Annotated in this window: 18 protein-coding genes and 1 pseudogene; 12 read left to right on the top strand and 7 right to left on the bottom strand. The window is 66.2% G+C overall.

Going from position 1 to position 22,034, the window contains the following annotated elements:
• Nucleotides 1-202: 202 nt before the first annotated feature.
• On the top strand, nt 203-2,017 hold the full coding sequence (locus tag R4P95_RS11165) for an ABC transporter substrate-binding protein/permease (RefSeq protein ID WP_213575545.1): 1,815 nt from the start codon (nt 203-205) through the stop codon (nt 2,015-2,017).
• Between the two features lie 4 nt (nt 2,018-2,021).
• Nucleotides 2,022-2,747 (top strand): amino acid ABC transporter ATP-binding protein, encoded by a 726-nt coding sequence (locus R4P95_RS11160; RefSeq protein WP_317744560.1) that lies wholly within the window; start codon nt 2,022-2,024, stop codon nt 2,745-2,747.
• Between the two features lie 12 nt (nt 2,748-2,759).
• Here R4P95_RS11160 and R4P95_RS11155 read toward each other — a convergent pair whose 3' ends face one another.
• Nucleotides 2,760-3,443: a FadR/GntR family transcriptional regulator gene (locus tag R4P95_RS11155; RefSeq protein WP_317744562.1), complete on the bottom strand. Its 684-nt coding sequence runs from the start codon at nt 3,441-3,443 to the stop codon at nt 2,760-2,762.
• Nucleotides 3,444-3,520: 77 nt separating this feature from the next.
• Here R4P95_RS11155 and R4P95_RS11150 point away from each other — a divergent pair, with 77 nt between their 5' ends.
• Genes R4P95_RS11150 through R4P95_RS11140 form a run of 3 tightly spaced genes read left to right on the top strand, consistent with a single transcriptional unit; the run spans nt 3,521 to nt 6,359 of the window.
• Entirely contained in the window at nt 3,521-4,273 is a 753-nt protein-coding gene (locus R4P95_RS11150) for a (Fe-S)-binding protein (protein WP_317744564.1), read from the top strand.
• Nucleotides 4,270-5,748 (top strand): LutB/LldF family L-lactate oxidation iron-sulfur protein, encoded by a 1,479-nt coding sequence (locus R4P95_RS11145; RefSeq protein ID WP_317744565.1) that lies wholly within the window; start codon nt 4,270-4,272, stop codon nt 5,746-5,748. Before R4P95_RS11150 ends, R4P95_RS11145 begins: the two co-directional genes overlap by 4 nt.
• The gene (locus R4P95_RS11140) at nt 5,748-6,359 is read left to right on the top strand and encodes a lactate utilization protein C (RefSeq protein ID WP_317744632.1); all 612 of its coding nucleotides are present in this window, start codon (nt 5,748-5,750) and stop codon (nt 6,357-6,359) included. The genes R4P95_RS11145 and R4P95_RS11140 overlap by 1 nt, the downstream gene beginning before the upstream one ends.
• A gap of 41 nt (nt 6,360-6,400) precedes the next feature.
• Here the strand turns inward: R4P95_RS11140 and R4P95_RS11135 are convergent, their stop codons facing one another.
• Nucleotides 6,401-7,168, bottom strand: coding sequence for an alpha/beta hydrolase (locus tag R4P95_RS11135; RefSeq protein ID WP_397517695.1), 768 nt, complete (start codon nt 7,166-7,168; stop codon nt 6,401-6,403).
• Between the two features lie 50 nt (nt 7,169-7,218).
• Nucleotides 7,219-8,235 carry a PHP domain-containing protein gene (locus R4P95_RS11130; RefSeq protein ID WP_317744566.1) on the bottom strand — a complete coding sequence of 339 codons (1,017 nt, stop codon included), beginning with the start codon at nt 8,233-8,235 and terminating at the stop codon, nt 7,219-7,221.
• Nucleotides 8,236-8,389: 154 nt separating this feature from the next.
• Between R4P95_RS11130 and R4P95_RS11125 the strand changes: the two genes are divergently transcribed.
• Complete coding sequence (locus R4P95_RS11125; protein ID WP_317744567.1) at nt 8,390-10,459, top strand: PhoX family phosphatase; 2,070 nt, start codon at nt 8,390-8,392, stop codon at nt 10,457-10,459.
• A gap of 58 nt (nt 10,460-10,517) precedes the next feature.
• Here R4P95_RS11125 and R4P95_RS11120 read toward each other — a convergent pair whose 3' ends face one another.
• The 3 genes from R4P95_RS11120 to R4P95_RS11110 form a co-directional block, all read right to left on the bottom strand.
• Nucleotides 10,518-11,264 carry a glycoside hydrolase family 25 protein gene (locus R4P95_RS11120; RefSeq protein ID WP_317744568.1) on the bottom strand — a complete coding sequence of 249 codons (747 nt, stop codon included), beginning with the start codon at nt 11,262-11,264 and terminating at the stop codon, nt 10,518-10,520.
• A 73-nt stretch (nt 11,265-11,337) separates the two neighbouring features.
• Entirely contained in the window at nt 11,338-12,675 is a 1,338-nt protein-coding gene (ggh, locus tag R4P95_RS11115; RefSeq protein ID WP_213575537.1) for a glucosylglycerate hydrolase, read from the bottom strand.
• Between the two features lie 44 nt (nt 12,676-12,719).
• On the bottom strand, nt 12,720-14,150 hold the full coding sequence (locus R4P95_RS11110) for an amino acid permease (RefSeq protein ID WP_317744569.1): 1,431 nt from the start codon (nt 14,148-14,150) through the stop codon (nt 12,720-12,722).
• A 177-nt stretch (nt 14,151-14,327) separates the two neighbouring features.
• Here R4P95_RS11110 and R4P95_RS11105 point away from each other — a divergent pair, with 177 nt between their 5' ends.
• From R4P95_RS11105 to R4P95_RS11085, 5 genes are read left to right on the top strand one after another with little or no spacing between them, the layout of a single operon-like run.
• On the top strand, nt 14,328-14,534 hold the full coding sequence (locus R4P95_RS11105; protein ID WP_317744570.1) for a heavy metal-associated domain-containing protein: 207 nt from the start codon (nt 14,328-14,330) through the stop codon (nt 14,532-14,534).
• Nucleotides 14,535-14,567: 33 nt separating this feature from the next.
• Nucleotides 14,568-15,503: a hypothetical protein gene (locus R4P95_RS11100; protein ID WP_317744571.1), complete on the top strand. Its 936-nt coding sequence runs from the start codon at nt 14,568-14,570 to the stop codon at nt 15,501-15,503.
• On the top strand, nt 15,503-17,764 hold the full coding sequence (locus R4P95_RS11095) for a heavy metal translocating P-type ATPase (protein ID WP_317744573.1): 2,262 nt from the start codon (nt 15,503-15,505) through the stop codon (nt 17,762-17,764). Before R4P95_RS11100 ends, R4P95_RS11095 begins: the two co-directional genes overlap by 1 nt.
• 2 nt (nt 17,765-17,766) lie before the next feature.
• Nucleotides 17,767-18,084 carry a metal-sensitive transcriptional regulator gene (locus R4P95_RS11090; protein ID WP_109335477.1) on the top strand — a complete coding sequence of 106 codons (318 nt, stop codon included), beginning with the start codon at nt 17,767-17,769 and terminating at the stop codon, nt 18,082-18,084.
• A gap of 36 nt (nt 18,085-18,120) precedes the next feature.
• Complete coding sequence (locus tag R4P95_RS11085) at nt 18,121-20,193, top strand: heavy metal translocating P-type ATPase (protein ID WP_317744574.1); 2,073 nt, start codon at nt 18,121-18,123, stop codon at nt 20,191-20,193.
• A gap of 191 nt (nt 20,194-20,384) precedes the next feature.
• On the opposite strand, the pseudogene R4P95_RS11080 reads toward R4P95_RS11085, so the two are convergent.
• A pseudogene (locus tag R4P95_RS11080) lies at nt 20,385-21,718 on the bottom strand (DUF222 domain-containing protein).
• Here R4P95_RS11080 and R4P95_RS11075 point away from each other — a divergent pair.
• Nucleotides 21,717-21,974, top strand: coding sequence for a hypothetical protein (locus R4P95_RS11075; RefSeq protein WP_317744575.1), 258 nt, complete (start codon nt 21,717-21,719; stop codon nt 21,972-21,974). The pseudogene R4P95_RS11080 and the gene R4P95_RS11075 overlap by 2 nt on opposite strands.
• Nucleotides 21,975-22,034: the final 60 nt, after the last annotated feature.

Below are 22,034 nucleotides of genomic sequence, written 5' to 3'. Positions count from 1 at the left end.
ATCCTGTCAAGGCGTACGGCCTACGCTCGACAGCTGTCACGGGTCTGACGGCCGGATTCACGGGTCGCGCGCTGCCCGCCGGCTTCGTCCATCACCGTCACCGCTTCCTCTTGTATGTCTGCCAAACAAGAGGAGTGACGGGCGTCGCTCACGCGTCTTCCGACCCCGCTTATCAGCCACCGCCGGGGTTACGCTGCTCACCATGTTTTCTTCCGTGGGAGCGAAGATCCGTGTGGTGGTGGCATTGTTGCTGACCGCCCTGATGGCGCTGACCCTGTCGTCGTGTTCGAGCGACAGTAGTTCTTCGGGGGCGGCGCCACAGGATCTGTGTGCACCACCGGGTGTCGGCGCCGCGACCGCTGCGCCCACCAACCTCGACGCGTCGGCGGGCGCCGGCGCGGAAGACCGCTACACCACGCCCGATGTCACCCCGCTGGAGCAGATCGATACATCGAAGCTGAACCTCATCACCCCCGGCGTTCTGACGGTGGGCACGCTGTCGGACGCACCGCCGAGCATCTGTGTGAACGCCGAGAACCAGTTCACTGGATACGACAACGAACTCCTGAAGGCCGTCGCCGCGAAGCTCGGTCTGCGCGTCGACTTCGTCGGCACCGAATTCGCCGGACTGCTCGCGCAGGTGTCGGGGCGACGGTTCGACGTCGGATCATCCTCGATCACGACGACGGACGAGCGGCGTAACACCGTCGGCTTCACCAACGGCTACGACTTCGGCTATTTCTCCCTCGTCGTCCCCAACGGCGGACCCATCAAGGGCTTCGACGACCTGAACTCGTCCACCCGCATCGGTGTCGTGCAGGGCACCGTTCAGGACGACTACGTCGTCAACACACTGAAGCTCGACCCGGTCAAGTTCCCCGACTACGCCACGGCGTATGCGAACCTGAAGTCGGGGCAGATCGACGCATGGGTGGCGCCGTCGCAGCAGGCGGAAGGCGCCATCGCGCCGGGAGATCCGACGTCGATCGCGCAGAACACGTTCAGTGTCAACAACTTCGTCGGGTGGGCCGTCGCGAAGGAGAACCAGCCTCTGATCGACGCGCTGAACTCCGGTCTCGACGCGACCATCGAGGACGGCACGTGGGCGGAACTGTATTCCGACTGGGTGCCTCGCGAACTGCCCGAAGGATGGAAGCCCGGCAGCAAGGCGGCGCCGATGCCGGACCTGCCCGACTTCGCGGCGCTCGCCGCCGAGAACATCGAAACCGACGCCGAGACTCCGGTGAATGAGCCGAAGTCGACACTGGCACAGCTGAAGGACACGTTCTTCGACTGGGACCTGTACGCGCGGGCATTCCCCGATCTACTGAAAACCGGCCTGCCGAACACCCTGATTCTCGCGTTGGCGTCCGGCATCGTCGGCACTGTGCTGGGCATGCTGCTCGCGATGGCCGGGATCTCCCGCACGCGGTGGTTGCGGTGGCCGGCGCGGGTCTACACCGACGTGTTCCGTGGGCTTCCCGCCGTGGTGATCATCCTCATCGTCGGACTCGGTGTGGGACCGGTGGTGAGAGGCCTCACCGGAAACAACCCGTACTGGCTGGGGGCCGCCGCACTGTCGCTGCTGGCGTCCGCCTACATCGGTGAGATTTTCCGGTCCGGAATCCAGAGCGTCGAACCGGGGCAGCTCGAGGCCGCAAGGGCCCTGGGTTTCAGTTACCGCAAGTCGATGACCCTGGTGGTGATCCCGCAAGGTGTGCGACGGGTGCTGCCCGCACTGATGAACCAATTCATCTCCCTCATCAAGGACTCGTCGCTCATCTACTTCCTCGGCCTGCTCGTCACGCAGCGCGAATTGTTCGCAGTGGGTCGCGATCTCAACGCGCAAACCGGAAACCTGTCGCCCCTCGTCGCGGCCGGCCTGTTCTATCTCGCTATGACGATTCCGCTGACACACCTCGTCAACTACATCGACCACCGTCTGCGCACCGGCCGCGCCGACACGTCCGGCACGCTCGATCCGGTGGAGCAGTCCATCGTCGTGGAAAGGGGATAAGGCGATGGCCGTCTCTCTCACTGGCACCAACCTGCATCTCGCATTCGGCACCAACAAGGTGCTCCGCGGCGTCGACATCCACGTCGACGCGGGGGACACCGTCACCGTGATCGGCCCGTCCGGTTCCGGAAAGTCCACCCTGCTCCGAGTGCTCAACCGCCTACACGAACCCGATCAGGGCGATATTTTGATCGACGGCAAGTCGGTGCTGAAAGACAACCCGGACACGTTGCGGCAGCAGATCGGCATGGTGTTCCAGCAGTTCAACCTGTTCCCGCACAAGACCGTCGTCGACAACATCGCACTCGGCCCACGCAAGCTCAAGGGCCTGTCCAAGGAGGAGGCACGGACGCTGGCGCTCGAACAGCTCGAGCTCGTTGGGCTGGCGCACAAGGCCGATTCGCGGCCGGGCAACCTGTCCGGCGGTCAGCAACAGCGGGTCGCGATCGCCCGGGCGCTGGCCATGAAACCAGAGGTGATGTTCTTCGACGAGGCCACCTCCGCGCTCGACCCCGAACTGGTGAAGGGGGTTCTCGCGTTGATGGCCGACCTCGCCAAGGGCGGCATGACCATGGTCGTGGTCACCCACGAGATGGGCTTCGCCCGTGAGGTGTCGGACACGGTGCTGTTCATGGACCACGGTGCTGTGATCGAAACCGGTACGCCTGAACAGCTTTTCGACAAACCCCAGACCGAGAGACTGCAGCAGTTCCTGTCCCAGGTGTTGTAGGCCGCTGCGCGCCTATTGGATCAGCCCGTAGAACCCCTCGATGTGTTCGCGGACGAGGATGGAGGCCTTGGTGCCGTGCCCGCGGCGTACGGCGGTCACGATGGCGCGGTGCTCGCAGCGCAGGTTCTGCGCGACCTCGTTCCAGTCGTCGAGCTGCGGGACGGCCTGCATGACGTAGCCGGAAATCGATTCGCGGAGCGAGACCATCATGGCCTCGACGAGGACGTTGCCTGCGAGCGCGGCCATCGCGACGTGCAGATCGGCGTCGAGCCGGTGGAAGGCCTCCGGCGTCAGGGTTTCGTCGTCCATGGCGTCGAGTAGTGCATCAAGCCCCTGCAGGTCGAGTTCACCTGCCCGTTCGGCAGCCTCCTGCACCGCCCACGACTCCAGCAGGGTGCGCGTCTGGACGACGTCACGGATCGGCAGGGTGCGCGTCGCCATGTGCAGTCGCAGGGCCACTCCGATGGACGCGGCGGGATCTGCCGCCACGATTGCCCCCGAGTCCGGACCCGAACCCACCGCCGTGCGGACGATGCCCATCGCCTCCAGCACTCGCATAGCCTCCCGAACGGAGGAGCGGCCGACCCCGAGCTCCTCGGCGAGCGCACGTTCGGCGGGCAATCGGCCACCGACCACGAGTTTTCCGTCCGACAGATCCCGCTCGATCCGCTGCAGGACCACCTCGTGTGTACGCACAGTCGAAGTTTACCTGGTGTGGTCTGACCACAGTGCGCTACTGTGGTCAGACCACAGCCCACCCGGTTGGAGGACCGATGAAGATCGCCTTGTTCGCCACATGCCTGGCGGATGCCCTGTTTCCCGACTGCGCCACCGCCACGGTCCGGCTGCTCGAACGCCTCGGCCACCAGGTGGTGTTTCCGCCGAAGCAGACGTGCTGCGGGCAGATGCACGTCAACACCGGTTACCAGGCCGAGGCGCTTCCGCTGGTCCGCCATCACGTCGAGGCGTTCGAGGCCGAATCCTGGGATGTGGCGGTCGCGCCGTCCGGTTCGTGTGTCGGGTCCGTCCGCCATCAGCATGCAATGGTGGCGCGGCGTTACGGTGACGAGTCCCTCGCCTCGCGTGCCGAGGATCTCGCCGCCCGGACCTACGAGCTGTCGGAGCTGCTGGTCGACGTTCTGGGTGTCACCGACGTCGGCGCCTACTACCCGCATCGCGTCACCTACCACCCCACCTGCCACTCGCTCCGGATGTTGCGGGTAGGCGACAAACCCGTGCAACTGCTCCGCGCGGTTCGCGGAATGACGCTGATCGAACTTCCCGCCGCCGATTCCTGTTGCGGTTTCGGCGGAACCTTCGCCCTGAAGAATTCCGACACCTCGACGGCCATGCTCGCCGACAAGATGGGCAACGTGCTCCGCACCGGCGCCGAGGTGTGCAGCGCCGGCGACTCGTCCTGCCTCATGCACATCGGCGGCGGACTGTCCCGGCTGCGCAGTGGGGTGCGCACCGTCCACCTCGCCGAGATCCTGGCGAGCACCGAGAAGATCGGGAGCAACGCATGACCACGTTCCTCGGCTCACCCACCTTCCATGCCGGCACCGGAAACATCCGGGGCACAGAATCTTTTCCCGACGCGGCGCGGAAGTCACTTGCCGACACCCAACTGCGCGCCAACCTGGGGGCGGCAACCACCACCATCCGAAACAAGCGCATCGCCGCGGTCGCCGAGGTCGACGACTGGGAGGAGCTGCGCCGAGCGGGCAGTGCACTGAAGGCGCAGGTAATGTCGCGGCTGCCGGAACTGTTGGTGCAATTCGAGGAAAACGTCACCGCCCGTGGGGGAATCGTCCACTGGGCGCGCGACTCGGAAGAGGCCAATCGGATCATCACCGACCTCGTCCGGGCCACAGGATCCGACGAGGTCGTGAAGGTCAAGTCGATGGCCACCCAGGAGACGGGTCTGAACGAGTACCTCGAGGAGAACGGGATCGCGGCGATCGAGACGGATCTCGCCGAGCTCATCGTACAACTCGGACACGACAAGCCGAGTCACATCCTGGTCCCCGCCATCCACCGGAATCGCGCCGAAATCCGGGAGGTCTTCTTGAAGTCGATGCCGGACATCGATGCCGGCATCACCGACGATCCGCGGGCGCTGGCAATGGCCGCCCGGGCACACCTTCGGCGAAAGTTCCTCTCCGCCAAGGTGGCGATCTCTGGTGCCAACTTCGGTATCGCCGAGACGGGGACGCTGGCGGTGGTGGAATCGGAGGGCAACGGACGGATGTGCCTCACCCTTCCCGACACCCTGATCACGCTGATGGGCATCGAGAAGCTGGTGCCCGCGTTCACCGACCTCGAAGTCTTCATGCAACTGCTTCCCCGCTCGTCGACGGCCGAACGCATGAATCCCTACAGCTCCATGTGGACCGGCGTTCATCCCGGTGACGGACCGCAGAACTTCCACGTCGTCCTGCTCGACAACGGTCGCACCAACGTTCTCGCCGACGACGTGGGACGCTCAGCCCTGCACTGCATTCGGTGCAGCGCCTGCCTGAACGTGTGTCCCGTGTACGAGCGAGCGGGCGGCCACGCGTACGGCTCCGTGTATCCCGGGCCGATCGGCGCGATCCTCAGCCCGCAACTCACCGGCACCACCGGCCACGACGACCCCAATGCGTCACTGCCCTATGCGTCGACACTGTGCGGCGCGTGTTTCGACGCGTGCCCCGTACGCATCGACATCCCGAGCATCCTGGTGCATCTGCGGGCCGAGCAAGTCGATTCGGAACGGCGCGGCCTCCCCGGCGGGCAGGACCTCGCGATGAAGGCCGCGGGGTTCGTGATGGGATCGGAGAAGCGGTTCGCCGCCGCCGAGACGGCGTCCAAGATCGGCCGAATACTCGGCGGGAAGAAGGGGCGCATCACGTCGCTGCCGTACCCGGGATCGAAGTGGACGTCGAGCCGAGACCTGCCCTCCCCACCAAAGGAAACCTTCCGGCAATGGTGGGCCCGCACCCATGAGGACACTGAATGATGGACGCCCGCAACGCTATACTGGCCAGGATCCGGTCGGCGATCGCTGATGCACCCACTCCCGAACCTGTGCCGCGCGACTATCACCGGAAGCCGATGTCCGGTCCCGGAGACGTCGAGAAGTTCACCCACACCGTCGACGACTACCGAGCCCAGGTCCATCGCGCCGACGAGAGGACGGTCGCCGACGTCGTCACCGGGCTGATCCCAGAAGGAGCGTGCGCCGTCGTCCCAGCGGATCTGCCGGAGTCGTGGCGACCACGACGCAGCGTCGTCGTCGACAGTGCACCCGCGGAATTGTCGACACTCGAACTCGACGCGATCGAGGTCGTCGTCACCGGGTGCACTCTGGGCATCGCGGCCACCGGGACAATAGTTCTCGACGGCGGCGTCGGTCAGGGCAGACGGGCACTGACCCTGGTCCCCGATCACCACATCTGCGTCATCCGTGCCGACCAGATCGTCGACACCGTGCCGCAGGCCTTCCACGCCCTCGACCCGACCAGGCCGCTCACGTTCATCAGCGGCCCCAGCGCCACCAGCGACATCGAACTCAACCGCGTCGAAGGCGTCCATGGCCCCCGCACCCTGGACGTCGTGATCGTGCGCTAGCGCCTGTGCGTGGCCGGCGAGTCCACAGACTCGTTAACCACTCACGGGGCGCGGAGCGCCCTCTCGGCGAGGGCCACGGTGGCGTCGACGATGGTGGCACCGCCGAACATCACGGCGTCGTTGTGCCCCACCCCCGGCAGTGCCACCCGCTCGACCGGTCCGCGGGCGGCGTCGGCGACGCGTTCGCTGTGGTCGGGAGGCACGATGGTGTCGGCCGTCCCGTAGACCACGGTGGTGGGTACGTCGACTCGTGCCACCGACTCCGCGACCGGGAATCGGTCGCGCAGTAGCAACCGGACCGGCAGGAACGGGTAGTGCCTGGCCCCGAGCGAGGCCAGGTCCACGAACGGTGATCGCAGCAGCATCCCCGCCGGCGGATGCTCGGTGGCGAGTTCGGTGACCACACCGGTGCCGAGGCTTTCACCGAAGTAGAGCAACCGTTCGCGGGGCACCCGGCGCTCGTCGACCAGGTGCCGGTAGGCCGCACGGACGTCGAGTGCCAGTCCTTTCTCGCTGGGCTCACCCGGGTTGCCGCCGTACCCGCGGTAGTCGAAGAGCAGGGTGGCGAAACCGGCGTCCGCCAGGTCCGACGCCAGCAACGCCCGGTCCGCCCTGTTACCCGCATTCCCGTTGGCGACGAGCACGGTCGCGTCCCGGCTCGCACCGACCGGAGGCACGTACCAGGCGCCCAGCTCGAGGCCGTCCGACGTCGTCAGTGTGACGTCCTCGGCGCGGGTGAACAGCTGTAGGGCCGATGGCACCGGGGAGGCGTCGGGGAAATAAATCAGCTTTCGCTGCAACGCCCACATGGCAGCGATCAGCAACGCGGCGACCGTGAGCGCAATGAGCAGGCCACGAGTCAGTGCCGGTGGGATGAGCCGGTCCACGCCAGCAGCTCGGTCACGGGCAGAGTGTTGATCACGTTCGCCGGCTCGACGCCGCGTTCGGCGGCGCGTTCACAGGCGTAGCCCTGCCACGCGAGCTGACCGGTGCAGTGAGCGTCGGTGTCGACGGAGAACAGGCAGCCGCTCGCGAGCGCGAGATCGATCAGGCGGCCTGGCGGATCCCGCCGCTCGGGCCGGGCGTTGATCTCCACCGCTGTGCCGTGCTCGCGGCACGCGTCGAATACCCTCTCCGCATCGAACTTCGATTCGGGCCGCGTGCCCCTGTTTCCCGCGACGAGTCGTCCGGTGCAATGCCCTAGAACATCGACGTGTGGGGACTTGACCGCCTGCACCATCCGCTTCGTCATCGTGGCACGGTCGCCGTCGAGGTGGGAGTGCACACTGGCGACGACGACATCGAGGTCCGCGAGCAGATCGTCGTCCTGGTCGAGGGACCCGTCGTCGAGGATGTCGACCTCGATGCCGGTCAGGACGCGGAACGGCGCGAGCTCCGCATTCAATTCGGCGATCACGCTCAACTGGGCGAGCAGGCGCTCCGACGTCAGTCCGTTGGCGGCCGTCAGTCGCACCGAGTGATCGGTCAGCGCGCAGTACTCATGCCCCAGGGTGGCCGCCCGGCGCATCATTTCCTTGATCGGGCACCGGCCGTCCGACCAGTCCGAATGCGTGTGCAGGTCGCCGCGGAGGGCGTCGAGTAGTTCCATGCCGCCGAGCCCGATCGGCTCGGCGGAACTCCGCAGATACGCGAGATAGGGCGGCACCGACTCCGCGCACTCCCGGATGATCGCAGCGGCTTCGGCCCCGACGTCGGGTAGCGACTTCCAGTGGTCACTCTGCTGGGCGGCTCGCTCGCGGGCCGACAGATTCGCGACCACGTCCGCAGCCTGACGGAAAGCGGCAATCCGGTAGGTCTCGGCACGTGAGCGCTCGAGCCAGAACGCTATTTCCCGCAGCGCCTCCACCGGGTCCATCTCTCCATGGTGCACGGCCGACAGGCCGTCCGCCAGACGTAGAAGCAACGACTTAGGGTCGCCTCGTTCGTCGCCCGTTCACGCAGGTGTTCCCTTTCCCTTGCTTACGACTTCTACGGTGCCGAAGTTATTTCACTTCTAATCGGGAGCCACGGTGAGCTTGAAACCCCTCGCACTGTTCGTCACCCACGACGGCGTGTCGTCGCGCGCCGCCGTCACCTGCCAGTACAAGTGCGGCAACGCCTGCTCCCACGACGTGCCCAACGATTCGCAGGGTGAGTACTTCCGCGACATCGCCCGCGCGGCACTCTCCCGGCGGGGCGTCCTGCGCGGTGCCGGGATGGCGGTGCTCGCCGTGGGTGCGGGCAGTGCGCTCGCAGCATGTTCGACCGACTCGGACAGCGGCAGTAGTTCGAGCACAGCGGGCTCGGATGATGCCGCGCCGAACGGCACGAACTTCACGGCCGTGGCCCCGAACACCGAGGACGCCGTCGTGGTTCCCGACGGATACGAGCAGGCGGTCGTGATCGGCTGGGGTGACCCGGTCCTCGCCGGCGCACCCGCATTCGACTTCGACAATCAGACCGCGGCTGCGCAGGCGCAACAGTTCGGATACAACAACGACTTCGCCGGACTCCTCCCCGTCGACGGCCAGCCCGACACGTTCCTGTTGGTGGTCAATCACGAGTACAGCAGCGAGCCGTTCATGTTCAAGGGGTATGACGCCGACAATCCGTCTCCTGAACAGTTCCAAATCGCACTCGCCGCCCATGGACTGTCCGTGCTGCAGGTGAAGGGTGAGAGCGGCTCCGGCAAGCTCACTCCCGGATTCGGACCCTATAACCGGCGCATCACCGCGACCACCGAGTTCGTCGTCACCGGGCCCGCGGCCGGCAGCGACTTCCTGAAAACGTCTGCCGATCCGACCGGCACCAAGGTCCTCGGCACCCTCAACAACTGCTCCGGCGGCCTCACGCCATGGGGCACGGTGCTGTCAGGTGAAGAGAACTTCAACCAGTACTTCGCGAACGCCGAACTGGTCACCGACCCGGTCGTCGCCGCGCGCTTGAAGCGTTACGGCCTGGAAGGTGCTGCCTCCGAACGTAAGTGGGAGCGTTTCGACCGCCGTTTCGACCTGACGCAGGACCCCAACGAGGTGAACCGCTTCGGGTACGTCGTCGAGGTGAACCCCTGGGATGCCGCGTCCGCGCCGGTCAAGCACACCGCACTCGGCCGGTTCAAGCACGAGGCCGCGACCATCCACGTCACCGACGACGGCACCGTGGTCGCCTACAGCGGGGACGACGAGCGCTTCGACTACATGTACAAGTTCGTTTCCAGCCGAAAGATGATGGACGGCAACAGCCAGGCGGCCGTGCGCCACAACATGACATTGCTCGACGCCGGCACACTGTACGTCGCCAAGTTCAGTGGCAACTCCCCGGACGAGATCGACGGCTCCGGCACGCTGCCGTCGAGCGGTTCCTTCGACGGCACCGGCGAGTGGATTCCGTTGCTTCGCACCGGCGAAGACGGCAGGGGCGAGTCCCTCGTCGACGGCATGAGCGCCGAGGAGGTCGCGGTTTTCACCCGCGAGGCCGGCGACAAGGTCGGTGCCACCAAGATGGACCGCCCCGAGGACTTCGAGCCGAACCCGAAGACCGGCAAGGTGTATGTGGCGCTGACCAACAACACCAAGCGAGGCGTCGACGGCGCTGCCGCCGCCGACGAGGCGAATCCCCGAAACAACAACAAGAACGGCCAGGTTCTCGAGCTCACCGACGACCACGCCGGCACGTCGTTCACCTGGAATCTGCTGCTCGTCTGCGGTGACCCGAAAGAAGCCGACACCTACTTCGGCGGGTTCGACAAGGAGAAGGTCAGCCCCATCTCCTGCCCCGACAACCTGGCGTTCGACACCCATGGCAATCTGTGGATCTCCACCGACGGCAACGCGCTGAAGTCGAACGACGGACTATTCAGCGTCACCCTCGACGGCGCGAACCGCGGCGAAACCAAACAGTTCCTGTCGGTGCCGAAGGGCGCCGAGACGTGCGGCCCGATCGTCGACGAGGATCGGGTGGTCGTGTGCGTGCAGCACCCAGGTGAATCCGACGACGCCAGCGCCGACAACCCCGCCTCACACTGGCCCGACGGCGGAAGTTCGCAGCCGCGTCCCGCTGTCGTCGCCGTGTGGAAGTCGGGCGGCCGGATCGGCGCCTGACCCGGTAGGTTGACCCCGGGCGGCTCACCGAGGCGCCTGGGGTCAACCTACAGGTGGCCTAACTGCCGAACGGCGACGCACTGTTGGAGTACCGGGCGAAGTCGCCCTGCGCTCCGCTGTAGACGTTGAGGTCGACGTTGCCGTTGACACCGGGGATGCGGCCTGTGCTGGTGTACTGCCAGAAGCTCCACGTGTTCCAGCCACCCGGAAGCGGTCCAGGGGCGTTCTGCCCGTTGTAATCGGCGATCCACAGGGGATACCCGGCGAATTCATGGGTGTCGGCCATCGCCGTGCGCCAGAAGTTGGGATACGTGTAGATGATCGGCTGGCGTCCGGTGAGCGCCCGCACGGTGTTCAGGTAGCGGTGCGTCCAATCGATCAACGCGGCGGGCGGTAACCCACCGGAATGCTCGATGTCCAGAACCGGTGGCATGTCGCCGGGGCCGTTGATGCCCAGCACCACCGTCGAATAGAAGGCGGCCTGCGCTTCCGGTGACTGAGTGGGGTCGGCGTAGTGATACGCGCCGCGGGACACACCGGCCACCCGCATGGCCAGACAGTCCTGCACGAAGAACGGATTGACGTAATTCAAGCTCTCGGTGGCCTTCACCATTGCGAAGTCGTGACCGGCGTTGCGGACGGCGAACCAGTCGATCGGCGAACCGCCCGGATGTTGCCAGGATGCGACGTCGGGCCCCCTGACGGGTTCGGCGGCGGCAATCCCCGGCACCGCCGCCGCAACAGCCCCCGCGACGAGAAGTGGTGCGATTTTGGACAGCTTTCGGACGTTCTCCCCGATATCCATGCGCCCGAGGTTAGCGCTTCGCGCCCGTGAGTACTTGTTAACCGCGGAGTGTTAATAAGTACTCACGGCTGGGTTAGCCCAACCAGTCCAGCACCGCGGCGGCGGTCCACGACTGCTGCATGCTTCCCAGGGGTTCGCCCGTGAACGGTTCGTAGTACTCGGCGAAGCTGCCGTCGCTGGCCTGTCGCAAGCCTTCGGATCGGAGCATGTGCGAGCGCTCCGCCCACCCGCGCCGTGCGAAAGCCCATGAGAACAGCCAGGTCATCACCGGCCACACCGGACCGCGCCAGTATTCACGGGACCGGAAGTCGCGCGACACCGGGGATGTCGACGGCGGCACCGCATATCGAAGGTCGGGGTGCCCGCAGAATTTAGGGCCCTCGAAGGTGCGCAGCAGGGCTCGTTCGGCGTCCCGGCTCAAACCGCCGCACAGCAGCGGCGCAAACATGGCGAGGGTTTCGGTGGATATCCACCTTCCGCTCCGCAGATCGAAGTCCCGTGCGGCGCCGGATCGTTCGTCGGTGGTGGTGAGCACGCCCTGGCGGAAGCGTCCGGCCCAGCCGTGCAGCTCCCGCACGTCGGAATTCGGCATCGAGTGCTCCTCACCGATGGTGGCGAGGACTTCGCATGCCATCGAGAAGACCGCGCTGACGAACACGTCCTCCACGGCGAAACTCATGGCGGTGGCCAGTTCTTCGTCGTCGTAGCGGACGCTCTTCATCTCCTCGAGCAGCCACAGGTAGCGGTCGTACTCGCCGTTGGACGGACGCTGCGACCTGTCCGCGACGACGGTCAGATCCTCGCGCAAGTACTTCGGCATCGTCCCGGTCACCACGTTGGCGTACGAAAGGTCCCAGCGCGGCGAGTTGTCCATGCCCGACTCCCAGCCGTGGAACAGGGCGATCCGGCCGTTGCCGTCGAGGTCGCGCGCGTGGGCCAGCCAGCGGTGCCAGCGGACGAGGTCGGGCCAGCGACGGTCGAGGAATTCCTCGGCCACGGCGCGGGTGGTGCGCCCGTGCCGGCGTGAATGGTCGAGGATGCGCTGGACGGCGATGGCATGGACCGGTGGTTGCGTGATGCCGGACGTCTGCGGCCCGTTGGGGGCGTGCGCCGCGAGCGTCGCGGTCTCCCACCTGGCCGGCCCGGGAAAGTAACCGTCCACACCGTTAGCGAACACGATGTGCGGAATCATCCCGTTCTTCCATTGCGCCGACAGCAGGGTGTCGAGTTCGACGACGGCTCGTTCGACGCTCAGCGGCGCCAAACCGACAGCAACGAACGCGGCGTCCCAGCTCCACATGTGCGGGTAGAGGCGGGGCGCCGCGCTGGTCATCGTGCCCAGGTCGTTGCCGCGAAGCAGATACGCAGCACGCGCTGCGAGCTGTGTCGGGGTGAATCCGGGGTCCGCCATCGCACCATTGTGCTGCGGGTTCCGTCGGATTGCGCGCCGTCGGGCTATGAAGCCGGCGACACCGGTTCGCTGGACTCGAGTTTCGAGTGCGTCCGGGAGTAGAAGAAGTACACGAAGAGGCCGAGAATCAGCCAGATTCCGAATCGCAGCCAGGTCTCCCAGGGGAGGGAGAGGATGAGCCACCCGGAGAAGACCACACCGATGATGGGCACCACCGGCATGAACGGCAACCGGAAGGAGCGGGGCACCTCAGGACGGGTATGCCGTAGGACGGCCACGGCGATGCAGACGACGATGAAGGCCGACAGGATGCCGATGTTGGTCAGCTCGGCCACCGTGTTGATAGGCAGGAAGCCGGCCATCAGTGCGGAGCCGACGCCCACGATCCAGGTGACCCGAGTGGGCACCTTCCGCACCGGATGGGTCTTGGCGAACCATTCGGGCAGCAGGCCGTCCCGGCTCATCGCGAACCACACCCGGGTCACGCCGAGCATGAAGGTGAGCACCACGGTGATGATGCCGACGATGGCGCCGACGGCGATGATGTTCGCGACTCCGGGCATCCCGACGGACTCGAATGCGGTGGAGAAGCCGCTGTCAGGGCTGATCTCGGTGTACTTCTGCATTCCGGTGAGTACCAGGGTCGCGAGCACGTACAGGGCCATGGCGATGCCGAGCGAGTACAGGATCGCCTTGGGCAGGTGCTTCTTCGCTTCCTTCGACTCCTCGGCAGCGGTGCTCATCGCGTCGTAGCCGAAGACGGCGAAGAACACGGTCGCCGCTCCGGTCATCACCGCGGCGGTGCCGAACGGGAAGTAGGGGGTGTAGTTGGCGCTGTCGATGTGGAACACGCCGAGCACGATGATCAGCACGACGAGCGCCACCTTGATCGCGACCGCGACCGTCTCGAATCGTCCGACACTCTTGATGCCACGGGAGAGCACCCAGGCCGTGCCGAGGCAGAACAGAGCGGCGAAGACGTCGAAGACGTGACCGTCACCGGTACCGAGTGCGCCCATCATCCAGTCGGGCAGGGATATGCCGATCTGCTCGAGTAGGAACCGGAAGTACCCGGACACGCCGATCGCGACAACCGCGGCGACCGCCACGTATTCGAGGAGCAGATCCCAGCCGATGAACCAGCCGACTATTTCACCGAGGGCGACGTAACCGTAGGTGTAGGCGGAACCCGCCTTGGGGATCATGCCCGCGAATTCGGCGTAACAGAGTGCGGCAGCGGCGCTGGCGATTCCCGCGATCAGGAAGGAGATCAGCACCGCGGGCCCGGTCACCGAGTGCGCGACGGATCCGGCGAGGGAGAACACCCCGGCACCGATGATGCCGCCCACCCCGATCGCGGTGAGCTGCCACAACCCGAGCGATTTGGCGAGTCGCTCATCGGCAGGCGTGTCCTCCTCGATCTCCTCGAGCGGTTTGCGGCGCAGCAGTTGGGTTCGCAACGTGACGAGTGACATCGCCGGCTTCCTTTCCCGGTGGCGCGAGACGCAGGTGAGAACAACTCAATACCTTCTGCGACCGACGTGTGACGGAAAACGCCGAACCCGGCGACACGGGACCTTGCATAAATACCATAGGGGGGTATGGTAGCTACCAGAGTCGGACATCGAGAGCCCAGAGAGAAAGGCACATCCGTGAGCACTTCGACCGTGATCGTCACCGGCATGACCTGCAACCATTGCGTCGCGTCGGTGAGCGAAGAAATCGGCGCCATTCCCGGAGTCACCTCCGTGGACGTCGACCTCGCCACCGGCAAGGTCGTCATCGACAGCACCACCGACCTCGATCCGCGCGCCGTTTCCGACGCCGTAGAAGAGGCCGGATATTCCGTGGCCGGCTGAGTCGCCGCCCACCTGTCCGCAGGAGTAACCATCATGAACGCCACCGGTAAGTTCGCCGGTTTCACTCTCGGTCTCGTCGCCGTCTTCGCTGCCGCGACGGGAGTGGGAGCGTTGGTCGGACCGGACATCGACGAACCCGCAGCACACGCCGCCGACGACCCCGGCCACGGTTCCGCCGGCGACGGCGTCGAAGGCCACGACACCGGAGGCCACGACACCGGAGGCCACCAGGAAGCTGCCGACGCGACACCGAAGGGACTGCGCTCCACGCAGGACGGCTACACCCTGGAACTGGCGTCGCCGATCGCCGCCACCGGCACCGGCGTCCCCGTGCAGTTCCGCATCCTCGACCACACGGGAACTCCCGTGACGCGATACGCCGACCAGCACGAGAAACAACTGCACCTCATCGCGGTGCGCCGCGATCTGACCGGTTACCAGCACGTGCACCCGAGCCTCGACGAGTCGGGCACGTGGAGCGTCTCACTCGATCTGGCCCGGGCGGGCGACTACCGGGTGTTCGCCGACTTCATGCCTGCGGGCGGGGACGCACTGACCCTCGGTACCGACCTGCGGGTCGCCGGCAGCTACGACCCGCAGCCCCTGCCTCCGACGGAGACGACGACCACCGTCGACGGCTACACCGTCACCCTCGACGGCACCCTCGAACCCGGACAGACTTCCACCCTGACCCTCACGGTCGGTCGTGACGGATCGCCGGTCACCGACCTGCAGCCCTACCTCGGCGCCTATGGCCACCTGGTCGCGCTTCGCACCGCTGACCTCGGTTATCTGCACGTGCACCCCGAGGGGCATCCCGGGGACGGTGTGACGCCCGCGGGGCCCGGTATCGACTTCGCGGTCACCGCACCCAGCTCCGGCGAGTACCGCTTGTTCCTCGACTTCCAGCATGCCGGGGCGGTTCACACCGCCGAGTTCACGGTTTCCGCACATTCCGAGGAGGAATGATGACCCGCACCACCGACGTTCCCGCGCCTGCGGGCTCCCAGGTCGAGTTGTCGATCGGCGGAATGACGTGTGCGTCGTGCGCCAACCGCATCGAGCGCAAGCTCAACAAGCTCGACGGGGTGACCGCCACCGTCAACTACGCCACCGAGAAGGCGCGGGTGCACTACTCGGCCGACGTGTCCCCCGACGACCTGGTGAGCACCGTGGAACAAGCCGGGTACACGGCGCGCTTGCCCGAGACCGGGCGACCCGTCGTGGAGGAGGAGGATCCCGCCGCGAGCCTGCGACAGCGGCTCCTGGTTTCGGCCGCCTTGACCGTTCCGGTCATTGCGATGGCGATGGTCCCGGCACTGCAATTCACCAACTGGCAGTGGCTGTCCCTTACGCTCGCCGCACCGGTGGTGGTCTGGGGCGCGTGGCCCTTCCACCACGCCGCCTGGACCAATCTCCGGCACGGCACCGCGACCATGGACACCCTGGTGTCGATGGGCACGCTCGCCGCGTTCGGCTGGTCGCTGTACGCATTGTTCTGGGGAACGGCCGGAATGCCGGGCATGACACACCCCTTCGAACTGACGATCGCGCGCATCGACGGCAGCGGCAACATCTATCTCGAAGCCGCAGCCGGTGTCACCACCTTCATCCTCGCCGGCCGCTACTTCGAGGCTCGCGCCAAACGGCGGGCAGGCGCAGCGCTGCGGGCACTGCTGGAGATGGGCGCCAAGGAAGTATCGGTGCTGCGCAACGGAGTCGAACAGTTGATCAGCGTCGACAAGCTGGCCGTGGGCGACCGCTTCGTGGTTCGTCCCGGTGAGAAGATCGCCACCGACGGCGTCGTCATCGAGGGATCTTCCGCCGTCGACGCGTCGATGCTGACCGGGGAGTCGGTGCCCGTGGAAGTGGCGCCCGACTCCGAGGTTGCCGGGGCCACCGTGAACGTCGGGGGCCGAATCGTGGTCGAGGCCAGCCGGATCGGCGCCGACACCCAACTGGCCCAGATGGCGGAAATGGTCGAGGACGCCCAGACCGGCAAAGCGCAGGTGCAGCGGCTGGCAGACCGGATCTCCGGAATCTTCGTGCCGATCGTGATCGCGCTGTCGGTGGCGACGCTGGGATTCTGGATCGGTACCGGCGGCTCCGTCGCTGCAGCCTTCACGGCCGCGGTCGCCGTCCTGATCATCGCGTGCCCGTGCGCCCTCGGCCTCGCGACTCCGACCGCCCTGATGGTGGGCGCCGGGCGCGGCGCCCAGCTGGGAATACTCATCAAGGGCCCGGAGGTGCTGGAATCCACCCGCCGCGTCGACACCGTCGTGCTCGACAAGACCGGCACCGTCACCACCGGCACGATGTCGCTGCACGACGTAGTGACCGACGGAAGCACGGACGAGAACACCGTCCTGCGGTACGCGGGCGCCTTGGAAGATGCTTCCGAGCATCCCATCGCCCGCGCCGTCGCACGCGCCGCGCGGGACCGACTCGGCACGTTGCCGGAGGTCGAGCAGTTCGCCAACATCGAGGGACTCGGCGTTCAGGGTGTCATCGACGGGCATGCGGTGGTCATCGGACGACCGACGTTGCTCCGTGATTGGTCACTGCACCTTCCCGCCGCGCTCCGCGAGGTGGTGGACGCTGCGGAGGCAAAGGGTCGCACCGCGGTGGGGATCGGCTGGGACGGTAAGGCCCGCGGTGTGCTGGTAGTCGCCGACTCCGTGAAACCGACTTCGCGTGAGGCAGTGTCACAGTTCCGCCGACTTGGTCTGACCCCGATCATGCTGACCGGTGACAACGAATCGGCAGCACGGGCCATCGCCGCCCAGGTCGGCATCGACGAGGTGATCGCGGACGTCCTTCCCCAGGACAAGCTCGATGTGGTGAAACGACTGCAGGCCGAAGGGAAAGTGGTGGCGATGGTCGGCGACGGTGTCAACGACGCCGCCGCCCTCACCCAGGCCGACCTGGGGCTGGCCATGGGCACCGGAACCGATGTCGCAATCGAGGCCAGTGACCTCACCCTCGTGCGCGGGGATCTACGGGCCGCCGCCGACGCGATTCGCCTGTCCCGCAGAACATTGACCACCATCAAGGGCAATCTCTTCTGGGCCTTCGCCTACAACGTGGCCGCACTGCCCTTGGCCGCTGCCGGTCTGCTCAACCCGATGCTGGCCGGCGCCGCGATGGCGTTCTCCTCGGTGTTCGTGGTCAGCAACAGCTTACGACTGCGCCGATTCCAACCACTCACCTCCGACCCGAAAGAGCGATGACCATGGCTTCCGCAGATACCCCGCACGACGAGCATGCCGGACACGGCTACATCAGCGGGAAAGACGAGTACCTCAAGCGATTACGCCGGATCGAGGGCCAAGCCCGCGGCCTTCAGCGGATGGTCGAGGACGAGAAGTACTGCATCGACATCCTCACCCAGGTCTCCGCGATGACCAAGGCGCTGCAAGCCGTGGCGCTCGGTCTGCTCGACGACCACATCAGCCACTGCGTCGTCGACGCCGCCGTCGCAGGCGGGCCGGAGGCCGAAGCCAAGATCAAGGAAGCCACCGACGCAATCGCACGCCTGGTGCGTTCCTGACCCACCGAAACGAGCACAGCTTCCAAGGGAGCAGCCATGTCTCACCAACATCAGCAAGAAGTACACCTCGGGCACGCCGGGCACGACAGCCACCAGGAACACGGTGACCGGCACGCCGGACACGGGGCGCACGGCGAGATGTTCCGGGAGAAGTTCTGGGTCAGTCTTCTGCTGTCGGTGCCGGTGGTGGCGTTCAGCCACATGTTCGCCGACCTCGTCGGTTACATGGTTCCCGACTTCCCGGGAGCGTCCTGGATTCCCCCCGTCCTCGGCACCGCAATCTTCGTCTACGGCGGCGCCCCATTTCTCACCGGCGGCTGGGCCGAGCTGAAGTCGCGCCGGCCCGGCATGATGCTGTTGATCAGCATGGCCATCACGGTGGCGTTTCTGGCGTCGTGGGTGACAACACTGGGATTGGGTGGGTTCAACCTCGACTTCTGGTGGGAACTGGCGCTGCTCATCGTCATCATGCTGCTCGGCCATTGGCTGGAGATGCGGGCCCTCGGCTCGGCGTCCGGCGCGCTCGACGCGCTCGCGGCGCTCCTTCCGGACACCGCCGACAAGGTAACCGATGACGGAATCACCGAAGTGCCTGTCTCCGAATTGTCAGCGGGTGACCTGGTTCTGGTGCGCGCCGGCGCCCGTGTCCCCGCCGACGGCACCGTGGCGGACGGGCAGGCAGAGGTCGACGAGTCGATGATCACCGGCGAATCCGCCCCGATCCTCCGCACCACCGGCGACAGGGTCGTGGCCGGAACAGTCGCCACCGACAGCGCCCTCCGTGTCCACGTCGACGCCGTGGGGGCAGACACCGCACTCGCCGGAATTCAGCGTCTGGTCGCAGACGCCCAGGCCTCGTCGTCCCGCGCCCAGGCCCTCGCGGATCGTGCCGCGGCGTTCCTCTTCTACTTCGCCTCGCTCGCCGGCGTCCTCACCTTCCTGGTGTGGTCGCTTCTCGGCAACATGGACGAAGCGGTCGTGCGCACGGTGACCGTTCTGGTGATCGCCTGCCCGCATTCCCTCGGTCTGGCCATCCCCCTCGTCATCGCCATCTCCACCGAACGCGCCGCGAAGGCCGGTGTGCTGGTGAAAGACCGCCTCGCGCTCGAGCGCATGCGGAATGTGGACGTCGTGCTGTTCGACAAGACCGGCACGCTGACGCAGGCCAGGCATGCGGTCACCGGAGTCGTCGCCGTCGCCGGCACCACGGAGCACGAACTGCTCGCTCTGACGGCGGCGGTCGAGGCAGACAGCGAGCATCCCGTGGCCCGCGCCATCGTCGCCGAGGCCGCCGTCCGGGTACCCGCGAACATGCATGCCGCCGCGTCACAGTTTCGTTCGGACCCCGGCCGCGGCGTGCGCGCGGTCGTCGACAACCATCCGGTCGCGGTGGGTGGACCGGCCATGCTTGCCGGTCTCGATATCGTTGCCCCGGAATCGATTACGCGTACTACCGCGGGATGGATCGCTCGTGGCGCCTCCGTACTCCACGTGGTCCGCGACGGGGCGGTTCTGGGTGCGCTCGCGCTCGAGGACGCCGTTCGCCCGGAGTCGCGGCAGGCCGTCGACGCACTCCACGCCCGCGGTGTGAAGGTCGCGATGATCACCGGCGACGCCCGGCAGGTGGCGGACGCCGTGGCGGCCGACCTCGGCATCGACGAAACCCTCGCCGACGTATTGCCCGAGAACAAGGACGCCGAAGTCGCTGCACTGCAACAGCGGGGACACCGGGTGGCAATGGTCGGGGACGGTGTCAACGACGCACCGGCGCTCGCCCGGGCCGATGTGGGTGTCGCAATCGGGGCGGGAACGGATGTGGCCATCGAATCTGCCGGCGTCGTCCTGGCCGCCGACGACCCCCGAGCGGTGCTGTCGATCATCGACCTCTCCCGCGCCAGCTACCGCAAGATGTGGCAGAACTTGGTGTGGGCAACCGGGTACAACATCATCGCCGTCCCACTGGCCGCGGGTGTGCTCGCCTTCGCCGGTGTCGCAATCTCGCCGGCAGTGGCCGCGATCCTGATGTCCGTGTCCACCGTCGTCGTCGCGCTCAACGCCCAGTTACTGCGGCGGCTCGACCTCGACCCACGACGACTGGGGCGGTCCTGATCGGGACATCGAAAGTAGACCGACGTCGAGAACTGTTTATTAGCAAGGGCTTGGCGGGGTTGGTGAGGGCCAAGGTCGATGCAGTCTGGCCTTGGCACTTGGCACTTGGCGCTTGGCACGACGGCATGCCGGCTCTGCAACAGGCGTGGTTCTGTTGCAGAGTCGGCAAATGTGTGTGTCGCGCCTCGGGGTCAGGCCGCTCGGGGTCGGGCCTGGTTGTGCGCGGGTATGGGTGTGCGTTCCCAGTCGACTTGCCGGGGTGGGATGAAGGCGGGGTGCCGGTCTGCTCCCATTTCGATTTCCCAGTCGCTGTGGTGCAGGAGTCGGTGATGGAACCCGCAGAGCAGTACGAGGTTGTCCATGTCGGAGGGCCCACCTTTGGACCAGTGGACGATGTGGTGGCCTTCGCACCATGAGGGTGGTGCACCGCATCCGGGAAATGCGCATCCTCGGTCTCTCGCGACCAGCGCTTTTCGTTGTCGTTTGGTCACTGTCCGGGTGGTGGTGCCGAGGTCGAGTGGCGCGCCGTGGTCGTCGAGGACGATCGGCGTGTAGATCGAGTCGCAGCTGAGGAGCCGAGCCGCTCGCAGGCTCAGCGGTCCCATCCACTCGGTCCACGCGACCCCGTCGACGGCGAACAGCGACGCGTCGGTCGCGCAGGCGCCGCGCTGATCTTCTGCGCTGGCGCCGGCGTGGTCGGCGTGGTTGGTGTGGTCGGCGAGGTCTTTGACGTTGATGTGGAGGGAGATGTGGGGTCGTTCTCCGCCTTCTTCGCCGGCGATTGCGGAGTTGAGGTACCGGCGCAGCAGTTCGGTGAATCCGTCGGCCCTGCGCTGTCCGGGGGTGCGGTTGTCGGTGGTTCCGTCCTGCGCGGGTCGCGGCTTGGAGAGTCCGGAGAGCGCGGAGAGCAGCATTTCGCCGGTGACGGCGTCGAGGTCGCCTTTGACGGCGACGCGTCCGTTGAGTGTTCTGGAGGCGTGGAATTCGTTGAGTTCGGTGTCTTCGGCGGGCGGCGGGTCGTCGGATTCGAAGGCGCGTTCGAGTCGAGCGATGACGGCACGCACGGCGTCGGTGTTGGCGGTAGGACCGCTCGCCGCGTACAGCAACGCGTTTCGGCAGTCGCCCATCGCTTCGAGTGGCATGCCTTTGGGCGGCCTCTCGCAGAATTTCATGATCAGTGCGGCGTGCTCCGCCGACATCGTGGTGTCGAAGTATGCGTCTGCGATTTCCGGTTGGGAACGTAAACCTCGTCCCAACATTACGATTCGTCCCGCCGCACCGACCTCGAGCAACGTTTTGGAGGCCAGCCACATCTTGGTGTTCGGAAACCCAGCACATCGACCTTGCAGCGGTGGTCGACGGCACCGACCAGCCTGACCCGCAAAGCCTCGAGTCGCTGAATCTCCTCCGACACAGCAACCACCGATTCGAGCAACTCGGCCTCGGCCAGACGCCACGCATCACCGACCGCAGTCGCCAAAATCTCGTCCGACAACGCCCCCTGGATATCCTCCCCGATCCCCATGTCGAAATCCTACTTCGAACGGGTGTTCGAGTCAATGGGCGAGAACGATCCCCCGTCCTCGACGCCTTCTCAACGCCCCCACGACACCGGACTGACCCTCTTCGGATTCCTCCGCGGCACCACCATGAACATCTACACCCACCCCCCACCACATCATCAACGTCCGTACGTTGACGAACCAGCCCTAGCACCAATCAATCTCTGGACCGGTGTCCGCCCGGTTCTTCCCACCGCCGGCAACGCTTTCTACGACTAGATTGCTGCCGGTATCTAGAATGGGGTAGTCGCAGTGCGAGGAGGCCCTCATGGGCAGGTG

The organism is Rhodococcus sp. IEGM 27, from assembly GCF_033142305.1.
Taxonomy (GTDB): Bacteria; Actinomycetota; Actinomycetes; order Mycobacteriales; family Mycobacteriaceae; genus Rhodococcus_F; species Rhodococcus_F oxybenzonivorans.
The sequence above is the reverse complement of the archived record's forward strand: the minus strand, read 5'-3'. Positions and strand labels throughout refer to the sequence as shown.